The organism is Achromobacter sp. 1011791174 (genome assembly GCF_059760925.1).
Window position 1 is genome coordinate 1 of the sequence record NZ_JCBANH010000008.1, and the last position, 22247, is coordinate 22247.

Genomic DNA, 22247 nt, shown 5'->3' on the forward strand with positions numbered 1-22247 from the left:
GATCAAACCAGGTAAACCCGGCCCGATCACTGTGCACTCGCATCAAGCGCCCACACTTATCGGTTGTTTAATTGTTAAAGAGCGGTACTGCCAAATTCTGTACTACTTCGCCTCAACTGCCGTTAACTTCAGCGACTTTCGAAAAATCAGGTCTTTCAACCCGCTTTCGCGTCGCTGCTGTCTCAGCAGCAGAGAAACGAGATTATGAAGAAGTTTTTATCGCTTGTCAAGTCAGCGTCGCGTTTAATTTCGCTTCACCCACTTGACGGCGACCCCTTCAGGTCTCGCCGGAAAACCCTTTCGGATCTTCCTCTTAGCAGCTATCGAAACATCAGGGTATTCCCTAATTTTTCGGCAACTGCCAAGCCCGAAACTATAACACAACTTTTGCAGATTATGCAACCGGCTTTTGCCTAATTTGCATCCTATCTTGCAACCTGCGTTTTGGTCGCTTGCGCTTTCGCTCAAACTTCCTATCCGCAGCTTCGATTCAATTTTCATCGCATCGAAGGTTGGCCACACCTCGGTTGGCTTGTCATCTTGCTCAGACCACCCATCCGGGTTAACCCTGAATCAACATCACCAGCCAAGCCCAAGACTATAACACAATTTTTGCAGTCTGTGCAACTGGCTTCTGCCTGATTTGCACCGAACCTTGCAATAACCGCCTGGCGCTCAACGTCCCGAAGAACCTCGTTTGCCGCTGCGGCAGATCGCTGGAAAAACCAACAACCCGTTGCGTCCTGCTTGGCTTCGCGGTTCAGAAAACTGCTTGAACTGCGAAGGAGCGAGACTATAGCACGGAATTTGAATCTGTGTCGCCGCTATGACACCTTTTTTGCAGAAACATGAAAAATATGGGGGACGATCCCTGATTTGACCAGCGGATCTGTCGCGAACGCCCTGCCCAACGGCATCACAGGCTGCTACTACCTACTCTGGGTCGCCCAGAGCCCCCTCTGTACCTACCTATATATATAGGTAGATAGTGAATGGCGCCTCTCTATATAGAAGGAAGCGCATTCCTGACCCAGCCGGCCGGCCGCGCGCACCGGCTCGGGACGCATTCCCTGAAGAAGCTAACCGTCCCCCAATGGCTCTTCCCCGACCTACAAGCGCAGTTCCGTTGTCTCCTTGATCTGCTGTAGCGCGAAGAAGGAACGCATGTCCACCACGGCGGGATGCCGCATCAGCGTGTCCATAGCGAATCGGGAGAAATGCGCCAGGTCAGCCACCTGGATACGCAGCAGATAGTCCATGTCCCCCGACATGGCATAGCACTCCACCACCTCGGGCCAGAGCTGCACGTCGCGGGCAAAGTCGCTCATCGGTGCGTGACTGGACCCGCTGTACTTGTTGAGCCGGATGTTCACATAGGCCAGCAGGCCCAATCCAACTTTGCCAGCGTCGATCAGCGCGACGTATTTCTTGATGAACCCCTTCTCCTCCAGGCGCCGAACCCGGCGCAAGCACGGGCTGGGCGACAGGGAAACGCGGTCTGCCAGCTCCTGGTTGCTGAGCCTGCCATCGCGCTGCAACTCGGCAAGAATCCTGATATCTGTCCTATCCAGTTCATTGTCAGACATTTTCAACCCTTAAATTTCCAAGTACGGCAATTTAATTGCCGAGACTACTGCCTTTCGCAGCATGTTTGCAATAGTCTGCCTGCCTTTCCTACCTACAATCTCCAGCCTAGACTTGAAGAACAAGTCGTCCGCAAAACGATGCAAGGGAGCAGACTTATGAGCAGCGCTTTCCAACCCTGGGACAACCCGATGGGCACCGCCGGGTTCGAGTTCATTGAATATGCCGCGCCGGACCCCGCCGCGCTGCGCAAGGTGTTTGAACTGCTGGGCTTCAAGGCCATCGCCAAGCACCGCCACAAGGACGTGACGCTGTATCGCCAGGGCGGCGTCAACTTCCTGATCAATGCCGAGCCGGATTCTTTCGCGCAACGTTTCGCCCGTCTGCACGGTCCGTCGATCTGTGCCATCGGATTCCGCGTCCAGGACGCCGCCAAGGCCTACAAGCGCGCACTGGAACTGGGCGCCTGGGGCTTCGACTCGCACAGCGGCCCGATGGAGCTGAACATTCCCGCCATCAAGGGCATCGGCGATTCGCTGATCTACCTGGTGGACCGTTGGGCCGGCAAGGAAGGCCACGGGGGCATCGGCGACATCAGCATCTATGACGTGGACTTCGTGCCGCTGGACGTAGAAAACGCCCAGGCCGACCTGAACCACCGCGGCGCGGGCCTGACGCTGGTGGACCACCTGACGCACAACGTGCACAAGGGCCGCATGGCCGAATGGTCGGAGTTCTACGAGCGCCTGTTCAACTTCCGCGAAGTGCGCTATTTCGACATCGAAGGCAAGGTCACGGGCGTGAAGTCCAAGGCCATGACCTCGCCGTGCGGCAATATCCGCATTCCGATCAATGAGGAAGGCACGGACGAGAAGGGCCAGATCCAGGAGTACCTGGACCTGTACCGCGGCGAAGGCATCCAGCATATCGCCATGGCGACCGACGATATCTACGGCACGGTCGAAGCGCTGCGCCAGAACGGCGTGGTGTTCCTGGATACGCCCGAGACCTACTACGAACTGCTGGACCGCCGCCTGCCGAACCACGGCGAGGACGTGTCACGCCTGCAGAAGAACCGCATCCTGCTCGACGGCGCCCCCGGCGGCGGCCTGCTGCTGCAGATCTTCACCGAGAACCAGATCGGCCCGATCTTCTTCGAAATCATCCAGCGCAAGGGCAACGACGGCTTCGGCGAAGGCAACTTCAAGGCCCTGTTCGAATCGATCGAACTGGACCAGATGCGCCGCGGCGTACTGAAAACGGTGGAATAAGCACCCGCTCTTCCCCTGTCGGCGCCGCCGCTCGGGCGGTAGCGCCGGCCTTGAAACCTCGCCAAGCGGCGAGGTTTTTTTTCGCCGGATGCGGAACCGGCGGGCCCATCGGCTCAGCGCTGCAGGCGATCCTGGAATTGCTTGCGGAACTTCGCCACCTTCGGCGCGATGACGAACTGGCAATAGCCCTGTTCCGGATGCAGCTCAAAATAGTTGCGATGGTAGTCCTCGGCCGGCCAGAACGTCGCCGGCGCCAACAGCTTGGTCACGATGGGCGCATCATAGATTTTCTGCGCATCGACCTCGGCGATGACGGCCTGGGCCTGTTCGCGCTGGGTTTCGTTCTGCCAGAAAATCGCGGACTCGTATTGCGGACCGACATCGTTGCCCTGACGACCCGGCGTGGTGGGATCATGCGTGGCAAAAAAGACGCGCAGCAGATCGCCATAAGACAGCACTGCCGGATCGAATTCGACGCGTGCCACTTCGATATGGCCGGTATCCTTGCCGCAGACCTGCTCATAAGATGGCTGGTCAACGTGGCCGCCGCTATAGCCCGGCAGCACGCTGACAACCCCGCGCAGGTCGGTCAGTACCGCCTCGACGCACCAAAAGCAACCGCCACCTAGGACGGCGACTTCCTTTCCAGGAGATGCTTGTTCTGCCATGACGGCTCCTTCCATAGGAAAAACGGGCAGACCGCCCGGCCCGGCCGTCACACGACCGGGCGAATAGATGAATAGAGACTACTGCTTGGCGGGCGCCAGCGACAAGATCCATTCGGCCAGCTGGCGCGCATCTTCGGCGCTGACCTGCGTCTGGGCCGGCATGGGCACGGCTCCCCAGGCGCCGCGACCGCCGCCCCGGATCTTGCCAGCCAGATAATCCACCATGGCATCGCCCTGGCCGGCATAGCGCTCGGCCACGCTCTTCAAAGGCGGACCGACGCGCTTGGCCTCGACCTGGTGGCAAGCCATACAGGCCTTGCTCTTGGCCAGGTCCAATCCGGTGGTCTGCGCCTGCGCCGCGGCGGCCGCGCCCAGCACGCCGATCACGGCGGCCATCAAACTACGCTTCAAATGCATCGGTTACTGCCCCACGGCTCGCGGTGCTGGCGAGCTTGCCGAACTTGGCAAGCACACCGCGTGTATAACGCGGCTTGGGCTGGACCCAGGCCTGGCGACGGGCCGCCATTTCCTCGTCGCTGACATTGAGCTGCAGCAGCAGCTGATGGGCATCGATGGTAACCGAATCGCCCTCGCGGATCAGCGCGATCGGGCCGCCGACGAAGGCTTCCGGCGCGACGTGCCCGACCACCATGCCCCAGGTGCCGCCGGAAAAACGACCGTCGGTGATCAGGCCGACGGTCTCGCCCAGCCCCTGCCCGACCAACGCCGACGTTGGCGCCAGCATCTCGCGCATCCCCGGGCCGCCCTTGGGGCCTTCATAGCGAATCACCACCACGTCGCCATGCTGAATCCTGCGGGCCATGATGGCCTCCATGGCATCGTCCTCGGAGTCGAACACGCGGGCCGGCCCGGTGATGACCGGGTTCTTCAGGCCGGTGATCTTGGCCACGCAGCCTTCCGGCGACAGATTGCCCTTCAGGATGGCGAGGTGGCCCTGCGGATAGAGCGCGCGGTCCAGCGGCATGATGACGTCCTGGTCGGCGCGCGGCGCGTCGGGCACATCCACCAGTGTTTCGGCGATGGTCTTGCCGGTGATGGTGATGCAATCGCCATGTAGCAGGCCCGCATTCAACAACAGCTTCATGACCTGCGGAATGCCGCCGGCGCGGTGCAGATCCGTCGCGACGTAACGTCCGGAAGGTTTCAGGTCGCACAGCACCGGCACGCGCTGGCGGATGCGCTCGAAGTCATCGATAGTCCATGGCACTTCAGCCGCATGGGCAATGGCCAGGAAATGCAGCACGGCATTGGTGGAACCGCCCGTGGCCATGATGACCGACACGGCGTTTTCGATGGATTCGCGGGTGATGATGTCGCGCGGCCGCAGCCCGCGCCTGACGGCATCCACCAGCACGCGCGCCGACTCCGCCGCCGAGACGACCTTTTCCTCGTCCTCGTTGGCCATGGTGCTGGAGTAAGGCAGACTCATGCCCATGGCCTCGAAGGCCGAGCTCATGGTGTTGGCCGTGTACATGCCGCCACAGGAACCGGAGCCCGGAATGGCGCATTTCTCGATCTGCTTGAAATCGGTCTCGTCCATGCGGCCCATGGTGTACTCGCCCACTGCCTCGAACACGGAAACGATGGTCAGGTCCTTGCCCTGGTAGCGGCCCGGCTTGATGGTGCCACCATAGACGTAGATGCCGGGCACGTTCATGCGCGCCAGCGCGATCATGCCGCCGGGCATGTTCTTGTCGCAGCCGCCGATGACGACCACGCCATCCATCCACTGGCCCTGGGCCGCGGTCTCGATACAGTCCGCGATGACTTCGCGCGACACCAGCGAATACTTCATGCCCTCGGTGCCCATGGACATGCCGTCCGAGATGGTCGGCGTGCCGAACACCTGCGGATTCGCCTTCGCCCGACGGATGGCGTCGATGGCGGCGTCGGCCAGCCGTTGCAGACCGCTATTGCACGGCGTGATGGTGGAATGGCCGTTGGCGACCCCGATCATGGGATTGTCGAAGTCGGCTTCCTGGTAGCCCAGCGCGTAATACATGGCGCGGTTGGGCGCCCGCGCGACGCCATGAGTGATATGGCGGGAACGTTCGTTGTTCGGCATGGTCTGGTCTCCTGACGACCGCCACGGCGCGCGGCGGCAAAGCCGGATAAGGGCGGACCCGCGCGGGCACGCCGTGCTGCAGGCTCGCCGGTTATTATCATTCAACTTCATTCTGCCGGGCGGAACATGCTGCAATATCCCGAATTCGATCCCGTTGCCTTGCGGATCGGCCCCGTCGCCATCCACTGGTACGGCCTGATGTATCTGGTGGGCTTCGCCCTGGTCTACCTGCTGGGTCGGCGCCGCATCCAGAGCGGCCACACCACGACGCTGACCACCCGCGACCTCGAAGACGTGATCTTCTACAGCGTGCTGGGCGTGGTGCTGGGCGGCCGGCTGGGATATGTGCTGTTCTACAAGCCGTCGTACTACCTGTCGCACCCGCTGGAAGTGCTGTATCTGTGGGAAGGCGGCATGTCCTTCCACGGCGGCCTGATCGGCGTGATCCTGGTGATGTTCCTGTTCGCCCGCAAGAAGGGCCTGCCCTTCTTCGCCATCAGCGATTTCATCGCCCCGATGATTCCGCTGGGCCTGGGATTCGGCCGCCTGGGGAACTTCATCAACGGAGAACTCTGGGGCCGGCCGAGCGACGTGCCCTGGGCCATGGTGTTCCCGCAAAGCGGCGACGGCCTGGCGCGCCATCCGTCCCAGCTCTATGAACTGGGCCTGGAAGGCATCGTGCTGTTTGCACTGATGTGGTGGTTTTCCAGCAAGCCGCGGCCCCTGGGACAGGTGAGCGCGGTCTTCCTGATCGGCTACGGAACGTTCCGCTTCCTGGTGGAATTCACCCGCGAGCCGGACAACTTCCTGGGCCTGCTCGCGGGCGGACTGAGCATGGGACAGTGGCTGTCCCTGCCGATGGTGGCGCTGGGCGCCATCCTGTTCAGCCTTACTGCAAAACGATCGTCCCGTTGACGGCGACGCTGACCGTCACTTCACCGGATTCCAGGGGAACGTCCGCGCTGTAGGCGGCGCCGCCCCCGGCGTCCTTGGCCATCGCCATCATGCGCGGCATCGGGCCAGGGCCGCCGGAGCCGCCAAGCTCAAGCTTGCTCAGGCGGTAGCCCGAAAATCCAAAAGCGTTGGCGGCGGCCAGCGCCCGGTCCTTGAAGGCTTGCGCCGCTTCCTTGAGCAGCTTGCGCTCCTCGGCCTCACGCGCAGCGCGCGACAACGAGAAACTGATGCTGGAGATCGCGGTCTTGTCCGACAGCTTCGACGCCAGCGCGGCGGCGGCCTCGAAATCCTTGGACTCCAGGATTACTTCGCCCTGCCCGCGCCAGCCGGCGATCTTGCCCTTGCTGCCGGTATTGGGCCAGACGTTGTAATTACCCGTGCGCACTTCGACGCCCTTGGTGTCGCGCGCCCGCTTGACCACGTCGTCCAGCAGCGCACTGAGCTTCTTGCCCGTAGCCGGCTGGTCCGCCCCCTCCACCTCGGCAGCCAGCGCGATACGCACCGTGTCCTGCTTGACTTCGGATGACGCGGTGGCTTGCAGGCTCAGTTCGGGCGAGCGGTTGGCGGCGGCCTCGGCGGGCGCCGGCGACGCGGCCGGAGCCTGCGTTTGAGCGAAGACGGGCTGCGCCACGGAAATGGCGGCCACGGCGGCGCATGCCGCGCTGAGCCTGGTCAGCGTAGTAACGGTGTTTTTGAGCATGAACTGGTCCTAGGAGGGAGGACGATGGGAGGCACCCGAGGCGGACCTGCGCTCATGGCAGGCCCGCTGGGATAGATGCCCCGCCTGTGCCGTCTAGGCCGGCATCTCGAACCCTGAGGTTCAAGGTGGTCGCGTTCCGAGGAGCTTCGGGTTCGTCTACGAGAGACAATCACACCTGCTCCGCACTCCCGCAACCAATATGCCATAAGACATAGGTTCAGAGAATGTATGGCCAGGTCACGAGCACGGCAGGGACAAACTGAAAAAACAGACGGCACCAAGTGCCGGTACTAGAACGTCAGAGCAGCTTTTCCTGGCCCGAGAGGGCGTCGTCCAGCGTCGCGTTCATGTCCTCGATTCTACGCTTGAAGTCGCCGACCGCCAAACCGCCCAGCGGACCGTCGGGCGCTTTCATGGCCAGCAGCTCGCCAGCGATCTGCAGCGCGGCCATGACAGCGATGCGTTCGTTGCTGGAAACCTTGCCCGTGCCCTGGATGCGCAGCATGAGCTGGTCGACATGGCGAACCGCCGCGACCAGCGTGGGTTTTTCCTCGGACGAGCACGCCAGGGAATAGTCGCGCCCCAATATGGTTACGTCTACGCGTTCCATCAGTGTTGCTCCCCAGCCGGCGCGCCCGGCAGACGGGCCAGCACGGCGTCGATGCGCTCGCGCGCGGCCACGGCCGCGACGCGCAAGCGCTGCAATTCGGTGTCGCGGTTTTGCAGGTTGCCCTGCAGTTCCGCTTCGCGGGCCGTGAAGCGCGCTTCGAGCGCCTGGCGCTCGGACGTTTCGCGGGCCAGCTGTTCGCGCAGGGCGGTTTCCGCGCGCTGGGCCTCGGCCAGCATCGAGGAAACTTCTCCGTCGTGGTCCTGCAGCTTGGCCTGCAGGGCAACGATTTCAGCCTCGCGTTCGGCGGCGCGCTGCTTGAGCGCGCGTTGCTCGGCTTCGGCGTCGTTCAGGCGCAGGCGCAGCGCGTCGCGCTCGGAGTGCAGGTGCCGGGTGCGTTGCACCAGTTGCCCGATACGGGCAGCGAGTTGGTCTAGGTCTTGCAGCATGGGCGCTATCGTAAACCATCCAGGGGTGATCCGGGCCACTACACGCAAGGTGAGAAACCCAGCAATATTCAGTAGGAAATCAGGGGCTGCGATTCATAGGCATGAAGCGAGCGGCCGGCACGTTAACCGATTCCCGGCCAGCCAGGAAAGTCCCTCGCATGCGAAAGCCGCCATCCTTCCGATCGTCTGCTTTCGCATTTCTTTCTATAAACTTTCACTTTGCTTTCAATCAGCCCACAAACCTCCTGAGCGGTTACATCTCGGGATCAGGAGTTCCCCAATTTTAGGGAAAACCCCAGGCTTTCACCTAGCTTACAGGGTTTGCATCGTGCCGGGCGTCAATTACCATTCGCCCTTTCAAGAAGGCACTCCCAAGCTTTCAATACATAACTAATGGCACGCCGGAGTGCCTTTTTTGTGCCTGTCACTTGCCTTTCGGCGACCCGACAGACCACAAGCTTTTTTCTACATGCTGTAAACAGGAGCCAACCACATCATGCAGCTACGCAATCGACAGGATTTCTGGTCGGGGGTGATGTTCATCATCCTCGGGCTGGGATTCGCCTGGCAGGCCAGCAGCTACCAAATGGGTACTGCCGCCCGCATGGGCCCAGGGTATTTTCCTTTCTGGCTCGGCATCGTGCTGGCGTTGTTGGGCGCCGTGGTGTTGCTCGGCGCGCTGTCCAAGAAAGCCGAGGAAACGCATGTCGACAAATTCGACTGGCGCATCGTGTTCCTCGTGGTGGGCTCGGTCGTCGTGTACGGCCTGGTGCTCAAGCTCCTGGGCGTGTACATCTCCGTCTTCATCCTGGTCATCATCAGCAGCCTGGCCAGCCATGAATTCAGCCTGAAGGTCGCCGTCGCCAATGGCATCTTCCTGGTGGTCTTCACCTACTTGGCGTTCATCAAGGGGCTGGGGCTGATTTTCCCGCTGTGGCCGTCGTTTCTGGGTATGAATTGAGGAGCTAACGGCCATGGAATTGTTTGACAACCTGATGCTGGGTTTCACGGTCGCGTTCACGCCCGAGAACCTGCTGTACGCGCTGCTGGGCTGCGTCCTGGGCACCCTGATCGGCGTGTTGCCGGGCATCGGCCCGGTCCCGACCATCGCAATGCTGCTGCCGATCACCTACGTGCTGCCACCGGTGGCCGGCCTGATCATGCTGGCCGGCATTTACTACGGCGCCCAGTACGGCGGATCCACCACGGCCATCCTGGTGGCGCTGCCTGGGGAAACCTCCGCGGTGGTGACCGTGCTGGACGGACACCAGATGGCCCGTAACGGCCGCGCCGGCGCCGCCCTGGCGATCGCCGCCCTGGGTTCGTTCTTCGCCGGCTGCGTGGCCACGCTGCTGCTGGCCGCCTTCGCGCCCCCGCTGGCCGAAGTCGCCTTCAAGTTCGGTCCCGCCGAATACTTCTCGCTGATGTGCCTGGGCCTGGTGGGCGCCGTGGTGTTGGCCTCGGGCTCGCTGCCCAAGGCCATCGCCATGATCATCCTGGGCCTGTTGCTGGGCATGGTCGGCACCGACGTCAACTCGGGCGTGGCCCGCTTCGACTTCGGCGTGCCGGAACTGCAGGACGGCATCGACTTCGCCATCGTGGCCATGGGCGTGTTCGGCTTCGCCGAAATCATGACCAACCTCGAGCAGAAGGAAAACCGCGTCGACATCACCGACAAGATCGGCTCGCTGTACCCCAACAAGCAGGAGTTCAAGGAATCGTATCCCGCGGTGCTCCGCGGCACGGCCCTGGGCTCTGCGCTGGGCATCCTGCCGGGCGGTGGCGCCGTGCTGTCGTCGTTCGCGTCGTACACGCTGGAAAAGAAGATCTCGCGCAATCCGGAACGCTTCGGCAAGGGCCATCCGGCCGGCCTGGCCGGCCCGGAATCGGCCAACAATGCCGCCGCTCAGACCTCGTTCATCCCGCTGCTGACGCTGGGCATCCCCGGTAACGCCGTGATGGCGCTGATGGTCGGCGCGATGACGATTCACAACATCCAGCCGGGTCCGCAGGTCATGACCAGCCACCCGCAGCTGTTCTGGGGCCTGATCGCCTCCATGTGGATCGGCAACCTGATGCTGGTGGTGCTGAACCTGCCGCTGATCGGCCTGTGGGTCAAGCTGCTGAAGGTGCCTTACCGCATCCTGTTCCCCGCCATCCTGGTGTTCTGCACGATCGGCGTCTACTCCCTCAACTACAACCCGTTCGACGTGTTCACCACCGCCATGTTCGGCATCGTGGGCTACGTCTGGTCGAAGTTGAAGTGCGAAGGCGCGCCGCTGCTGCTCGGCCTGGTGCTGGGCCCGATGATGGAAGAGAACTTCCGCCGCGCCCTGCTGCTGTCGCGCGGCGACTTCACCACCTTCATCACGCGCCCCCTGTCGGCCTCGCTGCTGGCGATCGCGGTCTTCCTGGTGATCCTGGTCGCCCTGCCCGCGATCCGCAAGAAGCGCGAACAGACGTTCGTCGAAGAAGACTGACGCAGGACGCTGCCGCCTCGCGGCGGTCCTTGTGCACAAGAGCCCCCGGCCCGTCCGGGGGCTTTTTTTTCGTCGAAATTTGACCCTTTAAAAGCAACCAAGAACTACAACAAACTACAAACTGTCGTAGAACCGTTTTCTTCTACGTTAAGCTACGGGTTTACCCCACGCGATCGTTCGACATGAATTTCGACTGGAACAACCCCTATCCCACCACGCGGATTCCGGTGTTCGCCCGCAATGTCGTCGCCACCTCGCAACCCCTGGCCGCCCAGGCCGGGCTGCGTGTCCTGGCCAGTGGCGGCAATGCGGTGGACGCCGCCATCGCCGCGGCCGCGACGCTGGCCATCGTCGAGCCTGTCAGCAACGGGCTAGGGTCGGATTGCTTTGCCATCGTCTGGGACGGTTCCCGGTTGCATGGCCTGAATGCATCCGGCCCGGCGCCGGGCGCGTGGAACCTGGATTACTTCCGCCGCAAGCACCAGGGCGCGATTCCGATGCGGGGCTGGGACAGCGTGACCGTGCCGGGCTGTGTGGCCGGCTGGGCTGCGCTGCATGACAAGCTGGGCAAGCTGTCCTTCGGCGACGTGCTGGCGCCAGCCATCGAATATGCCGAGCGCGGCTATGCCGTAACACCCGTCGTGCAACGCAAATGGGCTGCGCAGGCCGACATCCTGCAGCCCCAGCCCGGCTTTGCCGCGCACTTCATGCCGCGCGGTCGCGCTCCCCAGGTCGGCGAGCACTTCGTGCTGCAAGGCGCCGCGGCGACCCTGCGCCGCATCGCCGCCAGCGCGGGCCGGGATTTCTATGAGGGAGAGACCGCCCACAAACTCGTGGCCCACGCGCAGGCGCACGAGGCCGCGCTGACCCTGGCGGACCTGCGGGACTACGCGCCGGAATGGGTTACGCCCATCAGCCAGGCCTATCGCGGCCACACGTTGCACCAGATTCCTCCGAACGGGCAAGGCATCGCGGCGTTGATCGCGCTTGGCATCCTGCAGCATTTCGACCTGGCCGCGCGCCCCATCGATCATCCGGAAACGCAGCACCTGATGATCGAGGCCATGAAGCTGGCCTTCGCCGACGTCTACGCCCACGTGGCCGACGCACGGCACATGCAGGTGCCGCCTGAACAGATGCTGCAGGCGGACTACCTGGCCTCGCGAGCGCGGCTCATCGATCCGAATATCGCCCAAGCCTACGGCACGGGCCATTCGCCCCAGGGCGGCACGGTCTACCTCACCGCCGCCGATCGCAGCGGCATGATGGTGAGCTTCATCCAGTCCAATTACATGGGCTTCGGCTCGGGCGTGGTCGTGCCGGGCACCGGCGTCAGCCTGCAGAACCGCGGCTACTGTTTCGGCCTGGACCCCGAGCATCCCAATGTGGTGGCCGGCGGCAAGCGGCCCTTCCACACCATCATCCCGGGCTTTCTGATGCGCGACGGCGCGCCGGTGATGAGCTTCGGCGTCATGGGCGGCAACATGCAACCCCAGGGACAGTTGCAGACCCTGGTGCGCATGCTGGACTACGGCCAGCAGCCGCAGGCGGCCTGCGATGCGCCCCGCTGGAAATGGAACAGCGGTCTGACCGTGGACGTCGAGCCCGCCCTGGGCGCGAGCATGGCCGAAGGGCTGCGCGCGCGCGGCCATGTCCTGGAAGGATTGGACGACCCTTACATGGACTTCGGCTCCGGCCAGTTCATCTGGCGTCTGGGCGACCCGGCCGTGGACGGTTATGTCAGCGCCAGCGACAGCCGGCGCGACGGGCTGGCCGCCGGCTTTTGATTGCCCCGCTATTGCGGTAACGTTGCGGTTGAAAACAACCGGAGTCCCCTGCATGGCATCGATCGGTACCAAGAGCTACGACGCGGTCGTGGCTCAGAAAGTCGCATTCCTCGGCCTGGGCGTCATGGGCCTGCCCATGGCCGGCCATCTGGCGCGCGCCGGCCACCACGTCACCGTCTATAACCGCACGCCCGCCAAGGCGCAGGCCTGGGCCTCCGAATTCGGCGGCCGCCATGCCGCCACGCCGCGCGAAGCAGTCGCGGGCGCCCAGATCGTGTTCGCCTGCGTCGGCAACGACGACGACCTGCGCAGCGTGGTGTTGGGCCCGGACGGCGCGTTCGCCGGCATGGCGCCGGGCGCGGTCTTCGTCGACCACACCACCGCCTCGGCGGACGTGGCCCGCGAGCTGTACGTGCAAGCCAAGGAACTGGGACTGAACTTCATCGACGCGCCGGTTTCCGGCGGCCAGGCCGGCGCCGTGAATGGCGCGCTGACCATCATGTGCGGCGGCGAGCAGGCGGTCTTCGACGCCATCAAGCCGGTGGCCCAGGCCTTCGGGCGCGCCGTCACGCTGGTGGGCGCCCCCGGCGCCGGACAGCTTGCCAAGATGGTCAACCAGATCTGCATCGCAGGCATCGTGCAGGGCCTGTCGGAAGCCGTGGCTTTCGGCCAGGCGGCCGACCTCGACATGAAGCTGGTGCTGGACGTCATCAGCAAGGGCGCGGCGCAAAGCTGGCAGATGGAAAACCGTGGCGGCACCATGGTCGACGATAAATTCGACTTCGGCTTCGCGGTGGACTGGATGCGCAAGGACCTGGGCCTGGTACTGGCCGAAGCGCGCAACAACGGCGCCCGGTTGCCCTTGACCGCGCTGGTGGACCAGTTCTACGGCGATGTGCAGAAAATGGGCGGCGGCCGCTGGGATACGTCCAGCCTGATCAAGCGCCTGCGCGACTGACGCCGCGCCGCGTCTGCGTCCATGCGAAAGCGGGCCTGCGGCCCGCTTTTTTCATTGCCGATCGCACCTGGAAGAACGCCCCGTGGACCCGGCAGCACGCTTCATGACGGACATCGCTCAAGCCGCCTGCAAGGCGGGCTGGACCGCGCCCGGCATCGACTCGTCGATCCGCTGCTTGGCCAGGGCCAGCCCTTCCATCGCGGCCAGCTCGCCCATCGCCAAGCCTTCAGCCGCGATAAACGTAACATCCGTCATCCCCATGAAGGCCAGCATCTGGCGCAGATAGGGCGTCATCGTATCGGCCGGCGTGCCTTCGGCCTTGCCGCCTCGGGAAGTCAGCACAAACACCTGCTTACCCTTGACCAGCCCTTCGGGCACGCCTTCCGGCGTATAACGGAACGTGACGCCAGCACGGGCCAGGTAGTCCAGGTAGCTTTTGAACTGCGCCGGCAAATTGAAGTTGTACACAGGCACGGCGAACACGATGCGATCCGCGGCCATCAGTTCCGCCACCAACGTGTCGCTCAGCTCAACGATGCGCTGCTGCTCCAGGCTGCGGGCTTCGGCGGGCGTGAACAGCGCGCCGGCGGTGGCGCCGTCGAAGTAGGGAATGGGTTCGGCGCCGATGTCGCGCAGCGTGATGGATGCGCTCGGATCCGCCTGCTTGATGCGGGCGACCATGTGGTCGGCCAATTGCCGGCTCTTGGAACGGTCGCCGAGAATCGAGGAAAGAATCACCAGGGTTTTCATTGCAAATATCTCCGTAATTGCCCCGCCATGCCGCGGGTCGCCAGGGTCTGCAAGCGCCAGGCCCCAAGGCGCGGGGCCCGGGCCGGTCTGGCTCGCCGCCCGGCGGGCGGTGGCAGATCCCGAACACATGGCCTCACTGTAGCGGGCATTATTAGCAACATAAACCCGGTTAACATGAACTGTTCGTTCCAAAGCTAGAACAATCATGCAAGATCTCAATGACCTGTACTACTTTTCCCAAGTCGTCGAGCAGGGCGGTTTCAGCGCCGCGGCCAGGGCGCTGGACATTCCCAAGTCGCGCCTGTCGCGGCGCATTTCACACCTGGAGGAAAGCCTGGGCGTGCGCCTGCTGCAGCGGACCACGCGGCGGCTGCGCCTGACGGCGGCGGGGGAGCGCTATCTGCATTACTGCAAGGAAATGGCCGCGTCAGCGCGCGCCGCCGACGACGCCATGCGTCAGCTGCAATCCGAGCCCGCCGGGCCGGTGGTCGTGAGTTGTCCCGTGTCCATCGCCCAGGACATCCTGGCGCCGCTGCTGCCAGAATTCCTGGATGCCTGGCCCGCGATCTCGGTGCAACTGCTGGTGTCCAACCGGCGCGTCGACCTGATCAGCGAAGGGGTGGACCTCGCGCTGCGGGTCCGCACCAAGCTCGACACGGACGCCGAACTGGTGGTGCGCCACCTGGGCACCGCGCGCGGCACGCTGGTCGCCAGCCCGGGCTACCTGCAACGTCACGGCGCGCCGGACACGCCCCAGGACCTGGCCGCCCACACCACGCTGAGCTTCAGCGACCCGCAGCACGAGGTGCGCTGGCCGCTGCGCAACGATAAGGGCGAAGAGGTCCACATCGAGCTCAAGCCCCAGCTGTCCTGCAACGACTTCATCGTGCTGGTCGAGGCCGCGGTGCGCGGGCGTGGCATCGCGCTGCTGCCGTCCATCGCCACGCAAGAGGAGCTGCGCCGCGGCCAGCTGGTGCCCGTGCTGCCGCAATGGCAGTCCCCCGAAGGCATCGTGCACTGCATCTACCCCTCGCGGCGCGGGATGATGCCCGCCGTGCGCACGCTGCTGGACTTTCTGTCGCAACGCATCCCCGCCACCTACCAACGGCTGGAACGCGCGCCGTCGCCAGCAGTGGCGGCAGCGTAAGAAAACCGGGCCTGTCGCCTGACGCGGGCGCCGCGTCATCGGGATAGCGCGGATCCGGCCCTGCCGGTCCGCAGGCATACCCTCTTGAGGGGGAAGTGCCAAAGGCGCTTCGAGGGTGGGCGATCAATAGCCGCGATTGCGCTCCACCACGCCGCTGATCGGCTCGCCACGCATCAGTTGCGCGACCTTGGCCGCGATCTGGGCGATGCTCTCGTCGCGCAACGTGCGCGCGGCGATGTGCGGCGTCACATGAACACGGGGATCGCGCCAGAAAGGATGGTCCTTCGGCAAGGGTTCGGTGCGGAACACGTCCAGCGTGGCGCCGGCGATCTCGCCCTCTTCCAGCATCTCGACCAAGTCTTCCTCGACCAGGTGGTCGCCGCGGCCGACGTTGACCAGGTGCGCGTCCGGCAACAGTTGCGACAAGGTATCGCGGTTGAGAATACCCACGGTATCCGGCGTCAGCGGCAGCACGTTCACCAGGAAGCGGGTGCGAGCCAGGAACGCCGGCAAGGCCTGCTCGCCAGCGTAGGATTGCACGCCGGGCAGATCCCTGGGCGTGCGCGACCAGCCGGCCACTGGATAGCCGAACCCGGCCAAGGTCTGCGCCACGCGCGCGCCCACCTGACCCAGTCCCAGCACGCCCACTGGCCAATCGGCCGGGCGCGTGCCTTCGCGCGTATCCCAATGCTGGCGCGCCTGAGCTTCGTCGAAGGCCTGGAAATCACGCGACACGCGCAGCAACGCATACAGCGCGTACTCCGCCATCTGCACCGACATGCCGGCATCTTCCAGCCGCACAATGCTGATTTGCGGCGGAATCTCTTTCATCTTGAGCAGCGCGTCCACGCCGGCGCCCAGGTTGAACAGCGTCCGGATGCCCTGTTCATGCGCGAACAACTCGGCTGGCGGACGCCATACCAGGGCGGCCTCGGCGCCGGAAGGCGGGCCTTCCGGGTCCCACACGGAAATGCGGCAACCGGGCATGGCAGCCTGCAGGCGCGGCACCCAGGCATCGGGATCATGGAGCGGACAAGCGAAGAGAATATGCATGAAGGATCGTCCAGCGCTAAGCAACGGGGGAAAGCGCAAGCATGCGGCAAGGCGCGGCACAAATCAAACGGCCCGGCGGAACAATCCGCCGGGCCGTCTTCCCAGCCGCCTCGAACCGCTTCAGGCCGCGGACGCGACTTCGGGCTTGTCCTTGGCCTTGCCACGACGCAGGAAGGCCCAGACCTGCAGCAGGATCAGCAAGGCGCTGGCGCCGATGAACCAGACACTGATCGGCCGCTGGACGAACACCATCAGGTCGCCGCGCGACAGCAGCAGCGCGCGCCGGAAGTTCTCTTCCACCATCGGGCCGAGCACGAAGCCCAGCAGGATGGGCGCCACCGAGAACTCCAGCGTCATCAGCACGGCGCCAATCACCCCGAACGCCAGCACTTCCCAGATCTGGAACAGGCTGTTCTGAGTGCTGAATACGCCCACCGCGATGAAGAACAGGGCCGACGGGAACAGATAACGGTAAGGCACCTGCAGCAGTTTCACCCAGACGCCGATCAACGGCACGTTCAACACCATCAGCAGCACGTTGCCGACCCAGAAGCTGGCGATCAGCCCCCAGAAGATGTCCGGATGCTCGGTGATGAGCTGTGGACCGGGCTGGATGCCCTGGATCAGCAGCGCGCCCAGGATCAGCGCCATGACCGCGTCGCCGGGGATGCCCAGGCTCATGGTGGGGATGAAATCCACCTGCGTCTTGGAGTGCGAGGACGCCTCGGGCGAGGCCACGCCCGCGATCATGCCGGTACCGAATTTCTCTGGCGTCTTGGAGATCTTGCGCTCCAGCGCATAGGCCACGAAGGTGGTGATGGTGGGGCCGGTGCCCGGCATGGCGCCGAACAGCGTGCCGACCAGCGTGCCGCGCACCATCGGCATGAATGCGGTCTTGAGCTCTTGCTTGCTGGGCCGCATGTCGCGCAGGCGCAGCTTGGCGCCGCTGCCGATGATGGTCATGCGGTTCACGCTCATCAGGAAGTCGGCCACGCCGAACAGGCCCATCGAGATCGCCACCAGCTCCAGGCCGTCAGACAGGTCCAGCAGGCCGAACGAGAAGCGGATAGTGCCGGTGTTCACATCGGTGCCGACCACGCCGCACATCAGGCCGAACAGCGTCATCGCCACGCCCTTCAGCGGCGAACCTCGGGACATCGTGGCGCCAGCCAGCAGGCCCAGCAGCATGATGGAGAAGATCTCCGTCGGCCCGAACTTGAACGCCACCTCCACTAACAGCGGCGAGGCGAAGATCATGACGATGATGCCCACCGACGCCGCGAAGAACGAGCAGATCATGGTGATGCCCAGCGCGGTGCCGCCCTTGCCCTGCTTGGTCAGTGGATAACCGTCCAGGCAGGTGACCGCGTGCGGCGGGTGCGAAGGCAGGTTCAGCAGGATCGCGCCGATGGCGCCGCCATACTGCGAACCGTAGAAGATGCCGGCCAGCATCAGGATGGCCGGCACCGGCTGCATCACATAGGTGAGCGGCAGCAGGATCGAGATCGCCGACAGGGCACCCATGCCGGGCAGCACACCGATGAGGTTGCCCACCAGCACGCCGAAGAACGACCACATCAGGTTGTGCCACTGGAAGGCGACGCCGAAGCCGTACCAGAGATCCATCAAGGATTGCGAGATCATGGCGCGTCAACCCCAGCGAAAGAGCGGCAGCTGCAGTTGCAGCGCCCACCAGAAGACCACGACCGCGACCACGGACATGCCCAACGCGAGCACCAGGGCCTGCTTGACCGTGTTGTTGCGGTCGCCCAGCGCGGAAATGAAGACGATGGCGAAGGTCGCCGGCAGCAGGCCGCCGTAGTGGCCCAGGCCCAGGAACGCCAAGATGCCCAGCAGGATGCAGACGCTGCCGCGCAAGTCGGGCAGGCTATGACTGTGGGCTTCGCCCGGCGCAGGCTCCGAAGCCTGGCCAGAACGCGCGGATACGGCGATCAGCACGCCCGTCAGTGCGAGCAGGCCACCCAACGCGGCGGGAAAAAATCCCGGACCCATGTGGCTCAGCGTGCCGATGTGATAGTCACTGCCGCCGTAGATCGCCCCCAGTCCGATCAAGACCATCAGGGCGCCGCCGTAATAGTCTTTTCTGTTGATTGTTTTCTGCACTTCCATCCTCCTCAAGCAGGACCCGTGCCGGTCCTTGAGACGCCGCCCGGAATGCGCGGCGCCCAGCCCATTGCTGCAGGCTGGAAGTCAGGTTACGCAAGCAAGCTGCGAATCCGCTTTCCCTGCGCTGTCGCGCCCCTGAATCCAGGGGTAATCCCTGAGCACGGAAGCCAGCCCATTGAAAGCTGAAGGAAAAAAGCAGGAGGAGACTACTGATCGCCCTTGAGTTCGATCTCTACGGTGCGGGGGTACGGCGACACCGTCGGCGCCAGCGGCAGCCACAGCACCGATGCCAGGCCGACGCCTCCCTGGCCATTGGGTTCTCCATCGCGCAGCTCGATGTCGCCGTCGTTGCGGCGCGCATAGGCCCGCGCGATCGCCAGGCCCAGGCCCGAACCCGACGATGCGGCCTCCGGCCGGTCCGTGCCGACACGCTCGAAGCGCGCGAAGGCGCGCGCGCGCAGCTCCGGATCCAGCCCCGGCCCATTGTCGGACACTGCGACTTCGACGCGTCCGTCAGCCCTGCCGACCGAGACCGTGATGCGCGCGCCGGCAGGCGCGTAGTGGATCGCGTTGTGAACCAGGTTGGACAGGGCCTCGTGCAGCTCGGCCTCGCTGCCGGACACAGGCAACGACGTATCCACGCCGTCCTCGGCTTCGGCGCAGCTCCAGCCCAGATCCTGCTGCTTTTCGTGCGCCAGCGGCAGATACTTCAGCACCACTTCACGCGATACGTCGTTCATGTCCAGCAACTGACGCGGCAGCGACTCGGCCTGGTTGGCGTGCGCCAACGACAGCAGCTGTTCCGTCAGGCGGCGCGTGCGCCCCAGCTGGCCCACAATGGCCCGCAGGCCTTCCTGCGCGCGCGCCGGATCGCGCTCGCGCAGCGCGTATTGCGCCTGGGTCAGCATGATCGCCAGCGGCGTGCGCAGCTGGTGAGAGGCGTCGGCCAGGAACTGCGACTGCTCGTCCAGCACCCGCCGATAGCGCGCGATGTGATGATTGACGGCATCGACCAGCGGCGCCACTTCGCTCGGCACGCGCGCCGCGTCCAGCGGCGTCAGGTCATCCGGACGGCGGCCGCGGATGTCGGCGCGCAGCCGGCGCAGCGGCTTGAGCGCCCAGGACACGCCCCACCAGACCAGCAGCGCCACCAGCGCCAGCATGCGCGCATCGCGCAGGATTTCCTGGCGCTGCGCGTTGCTCTCGGCCTCGATGCGCTTGCCCGTGCTTTCCGCCACCATCACCAGCACCTGCCGGTGCATGCCCTGGTAGTACAGGTCACGCACCACCGCCACCACGCGCACGGGATCGTTGCGGTACACGCTGTCGTAGAAAATGGGCAGGCCATTCGAACGCGGCCATTCGGGCGGGCGCGGCATCTCGGGCATGCCCAGCAAGGTCTTGCCTTGCTCCGTGGGCACCGGCGCGCCGTCGGGCAGCGGTGGATTGATTTCCTCGATGCGGAAATACTTGCGCAGGCCGGCGCGGGATTCCAGCATGACCTGCGCGTAAAGCGGCGTGGCCACCTGCAGATTGCCCTCGGGCGTGAACTCCAGGCTGCTTTCCAGCACCCGGGCGGGCTCCACCAGGGCGCTGTCATAGGCCTCGTTGGTGATCGCCGCCAGCGTGCGGTAGTCGTACAGGCTGTCGATGACCAGCAGCGCGATCACGCCTGGCAACAGCAGGATGATGAGCAACGCCCGGATGCCGATGCGCGGCGGTCGGGATGGGCGCGCGCCCGCGCCGTTGGATGCGTCGGAATCGGATATGGGTTCTTTCACCACCGGCCTGCTGTTGGAACGAAAGCCCGCCATGCGGCGTAAAGCGCAATTATGGCACCAGCTCCTCTCCCCGGCGCGCCCGCATGCGCCATCAGGGGAGTTCAGGCCAGCGGCCCGAGACCTACGGCATTGCCCTGCTGACAGACCAGCGCGTCGTCGTACAGCGAACAGAATTGGGTCGCGACCTCATGGGCAATGGACGCGATCAGTGGCGCAAGGCGGGAGGACGGGCTTTCCAGGTAGTAGGCGCAATAGCTGGTCGGCGGAAAGGCCGGCCTGACATTCAGCACCCGCAGCGCGCCACTGCGCAGTTCGTTCTGGATGACGATGGGCGGCAGCACCGAGATGCCGATTCCGGCCGTGATCATGCAGACCGTGGTGGCCAGCGAATTGGAGTAGTGGACCAGCGAACGCTCGAAACCGCTTTCGGACAGGTATTGCACCAGACGGCCGTGGTTGTACATCCCGATCTCGTAGGAAATGATGGGATGGCTCAGCAGGTCGTCCCTGCCCAGCGCCTGCTCGCTGATCGCCAGTCCGCCATGCGCGATCCAGAACATGCCGAACGTGCACAGGTCCAGTACGCGGTACTGTTCACGCCTCGGCCCCGGCAGGCCCAGCACCACATCGAGCTCGCGCCGCTCCAGGCGCTCGGCCAGCGGGCCGGAAGTGTCCGTGGTGATGGCAACGCGGATATGCGGGAATTTGCTGCGCAGCAGCTCCATGATGCCCGCCAGCAAGGTAAACGCCATGCTGGGCACCAGGCCGATCCGCACCGTGTCCTCGACCGTCGCGGCCGGCCGGACCGCCGTCAGCAGGCTGCCATAGCGCGCGACGATATCGCGCGCGCCCTCCACGAACAGCAGGCCCTCCTGGGTCAGGCGGACTTCGCGCACGTCGCGCTCGAAGAGCCGGATGCCCAGTTCCTGCTCCATGACGGCGATGCGGTTGGAGATCGCCGCCGGCGTCAGGTTCATGCGTTCCGCCGTGGCACGGAAGTTCTTCAACTCGGACAGCCAGATCATCGTTTCGAGAAAACGGATATTCATGCAATTCCGGCATCCCGCGAACCGATAGGATCAGAGCCGTCCTCATGCCACACACCGTGTTTTTGTATAGGCAATCGGACCCGCGTACAAGAGGACAAACACCCGCTCACCGCGCGCGTCAACCTTTCCCCAGACCGGCCAGCACCTTGGCGCTGGCGCCGGACAGCTCGCCCAGCCTCGCGCCTGCGTCCCTGACCGAGGCCTCGCGCGCCTTGCCGGTATCCTGCATCGCGAGCGCCCGCTCGGCCACTGCCAGCACCTCATCGCGCGGGATCACCAGCACGCCACTTTCGTCCGCCAGGACCGCGTCGCCGGGCATGACCACGGCGCCGCCGCAACTCACCGGCACGTTCATGCCGCCGCCCAGGTCGTAAAGGCGCGTAGTGATGGGCGCGAGGCCGCGCGCCCAGATCGGAAAATCGGACGCAATGATTTCGGCCAGATCGGTGCAAGGCCCGTCGACGATGCCGGCGACGGCGCCCGTCGCCTTGACCGCCACGGTGACGCCGCCGCCCCAGCACGCATATTTGTCGTCTCCCAGGCGATCGACCACCAGGATGTCTCCCGGCCGCAGCAGCCCCGCCGCATGATGCAGCAGCGTCGAATCCGGACCGGCGATGGCCAGCGTCACCGCCGTCCCCACGACGCGGCGGCCGCCGGGCAGCAGCGGCTGGATCGCGCGGTGCATGAACCCCTGCAGGCGCCAATGTCCAACCGTGGCGGTCTCCACGCCGGCCAGCAGGGCCAGCAACTCGGCCGGCACCGGCTCGGGCATGTCGCGTATGGTGTACATGCC

Annotated in this window: 21 protein-coding genes and 1 other RNA gene; 7 read left to right on the plus strand and 15 right to left on the minus strand. The window is 64.4% G+C overall.

Going from position 1 to position 22247, the window contains the following annotated elements; all coding sequences use genetic code 11:
* Positions 1–1109: 1109 nt before the first annotated feature.
* A complete protein-coding gene (locus AC6LJ5_RS04550; protein WP_103272480.1) occupies positions 1110–1586 on the minus strand; it encodes an Lrp/AsnC family transcriptional regulator in 477 nt (158 codons plus the stop codon).
* 156 nt (positions 1587–1742) lie between these two features.
* Between AC6LJ5_RS04550 and hppD the strand changes: the two genes are divergently transcribed.
* Complete coding sequence (gene hppD, locus AC6LJ5_RS04555) at positions 1743–2855, plus strand: 4-hydroxyphenylpyruvate dioxygenase (RefSeq protein WP_103272479.1); 1113 nt, start codon at positions 1743–1745, stop codon at positions 2853–2855.
* 113 nt (positions 2856–2968) lie between these two features.
* Here the strand turns inward: hppD and msrA are convergent, their stop codons facing one another.
* The 3 genes from msrA to ilvD all read right to left on the minus strand — a co-directional run bounded on the left by msrA (position 2969) and on the right by ilvD (position 5609).
* Entirely contained in the window at positions 2969–3523 is a 555-nt protein-coding gene (msrA, locus tag AC6LJ5_RS04560) for a peptide-methionine (S)-S-oxide reductase MsrA (protein ID WP_498139916.1), read from the minus strand.
* A gap of 78 nt (positions 3524–3601) precedes the next feature.
* Positions 3602–3940 (minus strand): c-type cytochrome, encoded by a 339-nt coding sequence (locus AC6LJ5_RS04565; RefSeq protein ID WP_199770973.1) that lies wholly within the window; start codon positions 3938–3940, stop codon positions 3602–3604.
* Positions 3924–5609 (minus strand): dihydroxy-acid dehydratase, encoded by a 1686-nt coding sequence (gene ilvD, locus AC6LJ5_RS04570; RefSeq protein ID WP_498139917.1) that lies wholly within the window; start codon positions 5607–5609, stop codon positions 3924–3926. The genes AC6LJ5_RS04565 and ilvD overlap by 17 nt, the downstream gene beginning before the upstream one ends.
* A gap of 126 nt (positions 5610–5735) precedes the next feature.
* Between ilvD and lgt the strand changes: the two genes are divergently transcribed.
* The gene (lgt, locus tag AC6LJ5_RS04575; RefSeq protein WP_103272476.1) at positions 5736–6524 is read left to right on the plus strand and encodes a prolipoprotein diacylglyceryl transferase; all 789 of its coding nucleotides are present in this window, start codon (positions 5736–5738) and stop codon (positions 6522–6524) included.
* Here the strand turns inward: lgt and AC6LJ5_RS04580 are convergent.
* From AC6LJ5_RS04580 to AC6LJ5_RS04595, 4 genes are all read right to left on the minus strand, one after another.
* Positions 6499–7263, minus strand: coding sequence for an SIMPL domain-containing protein (locus tag AC6LJ5_RS04580; protein WP_103272475.1), 765 nt, complete (start codon positions 7261–7263; stop codon positions 6499–6501). The genes lgt and AC6LJ5_RS04580 overlap by 26 nt on opposite strands.
* A 73-nt stretch (positions 7264–7336) precedes the next feature.
* A non-coding RNA gene (gene ssrS, locus AC6LJ5_RS04585) (6S RNA) lies at positions 7337–7521 on the minus strand.
* A 40-nt stretch (positions 7522–7561) separates the two neighbouring features.
* Positions 7562–7873: a cell division protein ZapA gene (locus AC6LJ5_RS04590; protein WP_103272474.1), complete on the minus strand. Its 312-nt coding sequence runs from the start codon at positions 7871–7873 to the stop codon at positions 7562–7564.
* A complete protein-coding gene (locus tag AC6LJ5_RS04595; protein WP_392409343.1) occupies positions 7873–8319 on the minus strand; it encodes a hypothetical protein in 447 nt (148 codons plus the stop codon). The genes AC6LJ5_RS04590 and AC6LJ5_RS04595 overlap by 1 nt, the downstream gene beginning before the upstream one ends.
* A gap of 496 nt (positions 8320–8815) precedes the next feature.
* Here AC6LJ5_RS04595 and AC6LJ5_RS04600 point away from each other — a divergent pair, with 496 nt between their 5' ends.
* The 4 genes from AC6LJ5_RS04600 (at position 8816) to AC6LJ5_RS04615 (ending at position 13544) form a co-directional block, all read left to right on the plus strand.
* Positions 8816–9280, plus strand: a complete 465-nt coding sequence (locus tag AC6LJ5_RS04600; RefSeq protein ID WP_498139918.1) for a tripartite tricarboxylate transporter TctB family protein — start codon at positions 8816–8818, stop codon at positions 9278–9280.
* Between the two features lie 13 nt (positions 9281–9293).
* Positions 9294–10799 carry a tripartite tricarboxylate transporter permease gene (locus tag AC6LJ5_RS04605; RefSeq protein ID WP_103272471.1) on the plus strand — a complete coding sequence of 502 codons (1506 nt, stop codon included), beginning with the start codon at positions 9294–9296 and terminating at the stop codon, positions 10797–10799.
* Positions 10800–10981: 182 nt separating this feature from the next.
* A complete protein-coding gene (locus AC6LJ5_RS04610; protein WP_103272470.1) occupies positions 10982–12586 on the plus strand; it encodes a gamma-glutamyltransferase family protein in 1605 nt (534 codons plus the stop codon).
* A 52-nt stretch (positions 12587–12638) separates the two neighbouring features.
* On the plus strand, positions 12639–13544 hold the full coding sequence (locus tag AC6LJ5_RS04615) for an NAD(P)-dependent oxidoreductase (protein WP_498139919.1): 906 nt from the start codon (positions 12639–12641) through the stop codon (positions 13542–13544).
* Positions 13545–13661: 117 nt separating this feature from the next.
* On the opposite strand, the gene AC6LJ5_RS04620 is transcribed toward AC6LJ5_RS04615, so the two are convergent.
* On the minus strand, positions 13662–14294 hold the full coding sequence (locus tag AC6LJ5_RS04620; protein WP_498139920.1) for an FMN-dependent NADH-azoreductase: 633 nt from the start codon (positions 14292–14294) through the stop codon (positions 13662–13664).
* A gap of 205 nt (positions 14295–14499) precedes the next feature.
* Here AC6LJ5_RS04620 and AC6LJ5_RS04625 point away from each other — a divergent pair, with 205 nt between their 5' ends.
* Positions 14500–15441, plus strand: a complete 942-nt coding sequence (locus tag AC6LJ5_RS04625; RefSeq protein WP_103272467.1) for a LysR family transcriptional regulator — start codon at positions 14500–14502, stop codon at positions 15439–15441.
* A 123-nt stretch (positions 15442–15564) separates the two neighbouring features.
* Here AC6LJ5_RS04625 and AC6LJ5_RS04630 read toward each other — a convergent pair whose 3' ends face one another.
* The 6 genes from AC6LJ5_RS04630 to AC6LJ5_RS04655 form a co-directional block, all read right to left on the minus strand.
* Positions 15565–16494 carry a 2-hydroxyacid dehydrogenase gene (locus AC6LJ5_RS04630; protein WP_392409346.1) on the minus strand — a complete coding sequence of 310 codons (930 nt, stop codon included), beginning with the start codon at positions 16492–16494 and terminating at the stop codon, positions 15565–15567.
* A 120-nt stretch (positions 16495–16614) separates the two neighbouring features.
* On the minus strand, positions 16615–18138 hold the full coding sequence (locus AC6LJ5_RS04635) for a tripartite tricarboxylate transporter permease (protein WP_498139921.1): 1524 nt from the start codon (positions 18136–18138) through the stop codon (positions 16615–16617).
* A 6-nt stretch (positions 18139–18144) separates the two neighbouring features.
* On the minus strand, positions 18145–18624 hold the full coding sequence (locus AC6LJ5_RS04640) for a tripartite tricarboxylate transporter TctB family protein (protein WP_392409348.1): 480 nt from the start codon (positions 18622–18624) through the stop codon (positions 18145–18147).
* 203 nt (positions 18625–18827) lie between these two features.
* Complete coding sequence (locus AC6LJ5_RS04645; RefSeq protein WP_103276314.1) at positions 18828–20333, minus strand: sensor histidine kinase; 1506 nt, start codon at positions 20331–20333, stop codon at positions 18828–18830.
* Between the two features lie 170 nt (positions 20334–20503).
* Positions 20504–21451: a LysR family transcriptional regulator gene (locus AC6LJ5_RS04650; protein WP_498139922.1), complete on the minus strand. Its 948-nt coding sequence runs from the start codon at positions 21449–21451 to the stop codon at positions 20504–20506.
* A gap of 118 nt (positions 21452–21569) precedes the next feature.
* Positions 21570–22244, minus strand: a complete 675-nt coding sequence (locus tag AC6LJ5_RS04655; RefSeq protein WP_392409350.1) for an RraA family protein — start codon at positions 22242–22244, stop codon at positions 21570–21572.
* Positions 22245–22247: the final 3 nt, after the last annotated feature.

Bases quoted from the DNA above. Each gene is read 5' to 3' on its own strand.
- AC6LJ5_RS04640 (WP_392409348.1), bottom strand. From the start codon at position 18,624: ATGGAAGTGCAGAAAACAATCAACAGAAAAGACTATTACGGCGGCGCC.
- AC6LJ5_RS04655 (WP_392409350.1), bottom strand. From the start codon at position 22,244: ATGTACACCATACGCGACATGCCCGAGCCGGTGCCGGCCGAGTTGCTG.
- AC6LJ5_RS04565 (WP_199770973.1), bottom strand. From the start codon at position 3,940: ATGCATTTGAAGCGTAGTTTGATGGCCGCCGTGATCGGCGTGCTGGGC.
- AC6LJ5_RS04550 (WP_103272480.1), bottom strand. From the start codon at position 1,586: ATGTCTGACAATGAACTGGATAGGACAGATATCAGGATTCTTGCCGAG.
- ilvD (WP_498139917.1), bottom strand. From the start codon at position 5,609: ATGCCGAACAACGAACGTTCCCGCCATATCACTCATGGCGTCGCGCGG.
- AC6LJ5_RS04650 (WP_498139922.1), bottom strand. From the start codon at position 21,451: ATGAATATCCGTTTTCTCGAAACGATGATCTGGCTGTCCGAGTTGAAG.
- hppD (WP_103272479.1), top strand. From the start codon at position 1,743: ATGAGCAGCGCTTTCCAACCCTGGGACAACCCGATGGGCACCGCCGGG.
- lgt (WP_103272476.1), top strand. From the start codon at position 5,736: ATGCTGCAATATCCCGAATTCGATCCCGTTGCCTTGCGGATCGGCCCC.
- AC6LJ5_RS04590 (WP_103272474.1), bottom strand. From the start codon at position 7,873: ATGGAACGCGTAGACGTAACCATATTGGGGCGCGACTATTCCCTGGCG.
- msrA (WP_498139916.1), bottom strand. From the start codon at position 3,523: ATGGCAGAACAAGCATCTCCTGGAAAGGAAGTCGCCGTCCTAGGTGGC.
- AC6LJ5_RS04580 (WP_103272475.1), bottom strand. From the start codon at position 7,263: ATGCTCAAAAACACCGTTACTACGCTGACCAGGCTCAGCGCGGCATGC.
- AC6LJ5_RS04620 (WP_498139920.1), bottom strand. From the start codon at position 14,294: ATGAAAACCCTGGTGATTCTTTCCTCGATTCTCGGCGACCGTTCCAAG.
- AC6LJ5_RS04600 (WP_498139918.1), top strand. From the start codon at position 8,816: ATGCAGCTACGCAATCGACAGGATTTCTGGTCGGGGGTGATGTTCATC.
- AC6LJ5_RS04615 (WP_498139919.1), top strand. From the start codon at position 12,639: ATGGCATCGATCGGTACCAAGAGCTACGACGCGGTCGTGGCTCAGAAA.
- AC6LJ5_RS04605 (WP_103272471.1), top strand. From the start codon at position 9,294: ATGGAATTGTTTGACAACCTGATGCTGGGTTTCACGGTCGCGTTCACG.
- AC6LJ5_RS04630 (WP_392409346.1), bottom strand. From the start codon at position 16,494: ATGCATATTCTCTTCGCTTGTCCGCTCCATGATCCCGATGCCTGGGTG.
- AC6LJ5_RS04595 (WP_392409343.1), bottom strand. From the start codon at position 8,319: ATGCTGCAAGACCTAGACCAACTCGCTGCCCGTATCGGGCAACTGGTG.
- AC6LJ5_RS04625 (WP_103272467.1), top strand. From the start codon at position 14,500: ATGCAAGATCTCAATGACCTGTACTACTTTTCCCAAGTCGTCGAGCAG.
- AC6LJ5_RS04635 (WP_498139921.1), bottom strand. From the start codon at position 18,138: ATGATCTCGCAATCCTTGATGGATCTCTGGTACGGCTTCGGCGTCGCC.
- AC6LJ5_RS04610 (WP_103272470.1), top strand. From the start codon at position 10,982: ATGAATTTCGACTGGAACAACCCCTATCCCACCACGCGGATTCCGGTG.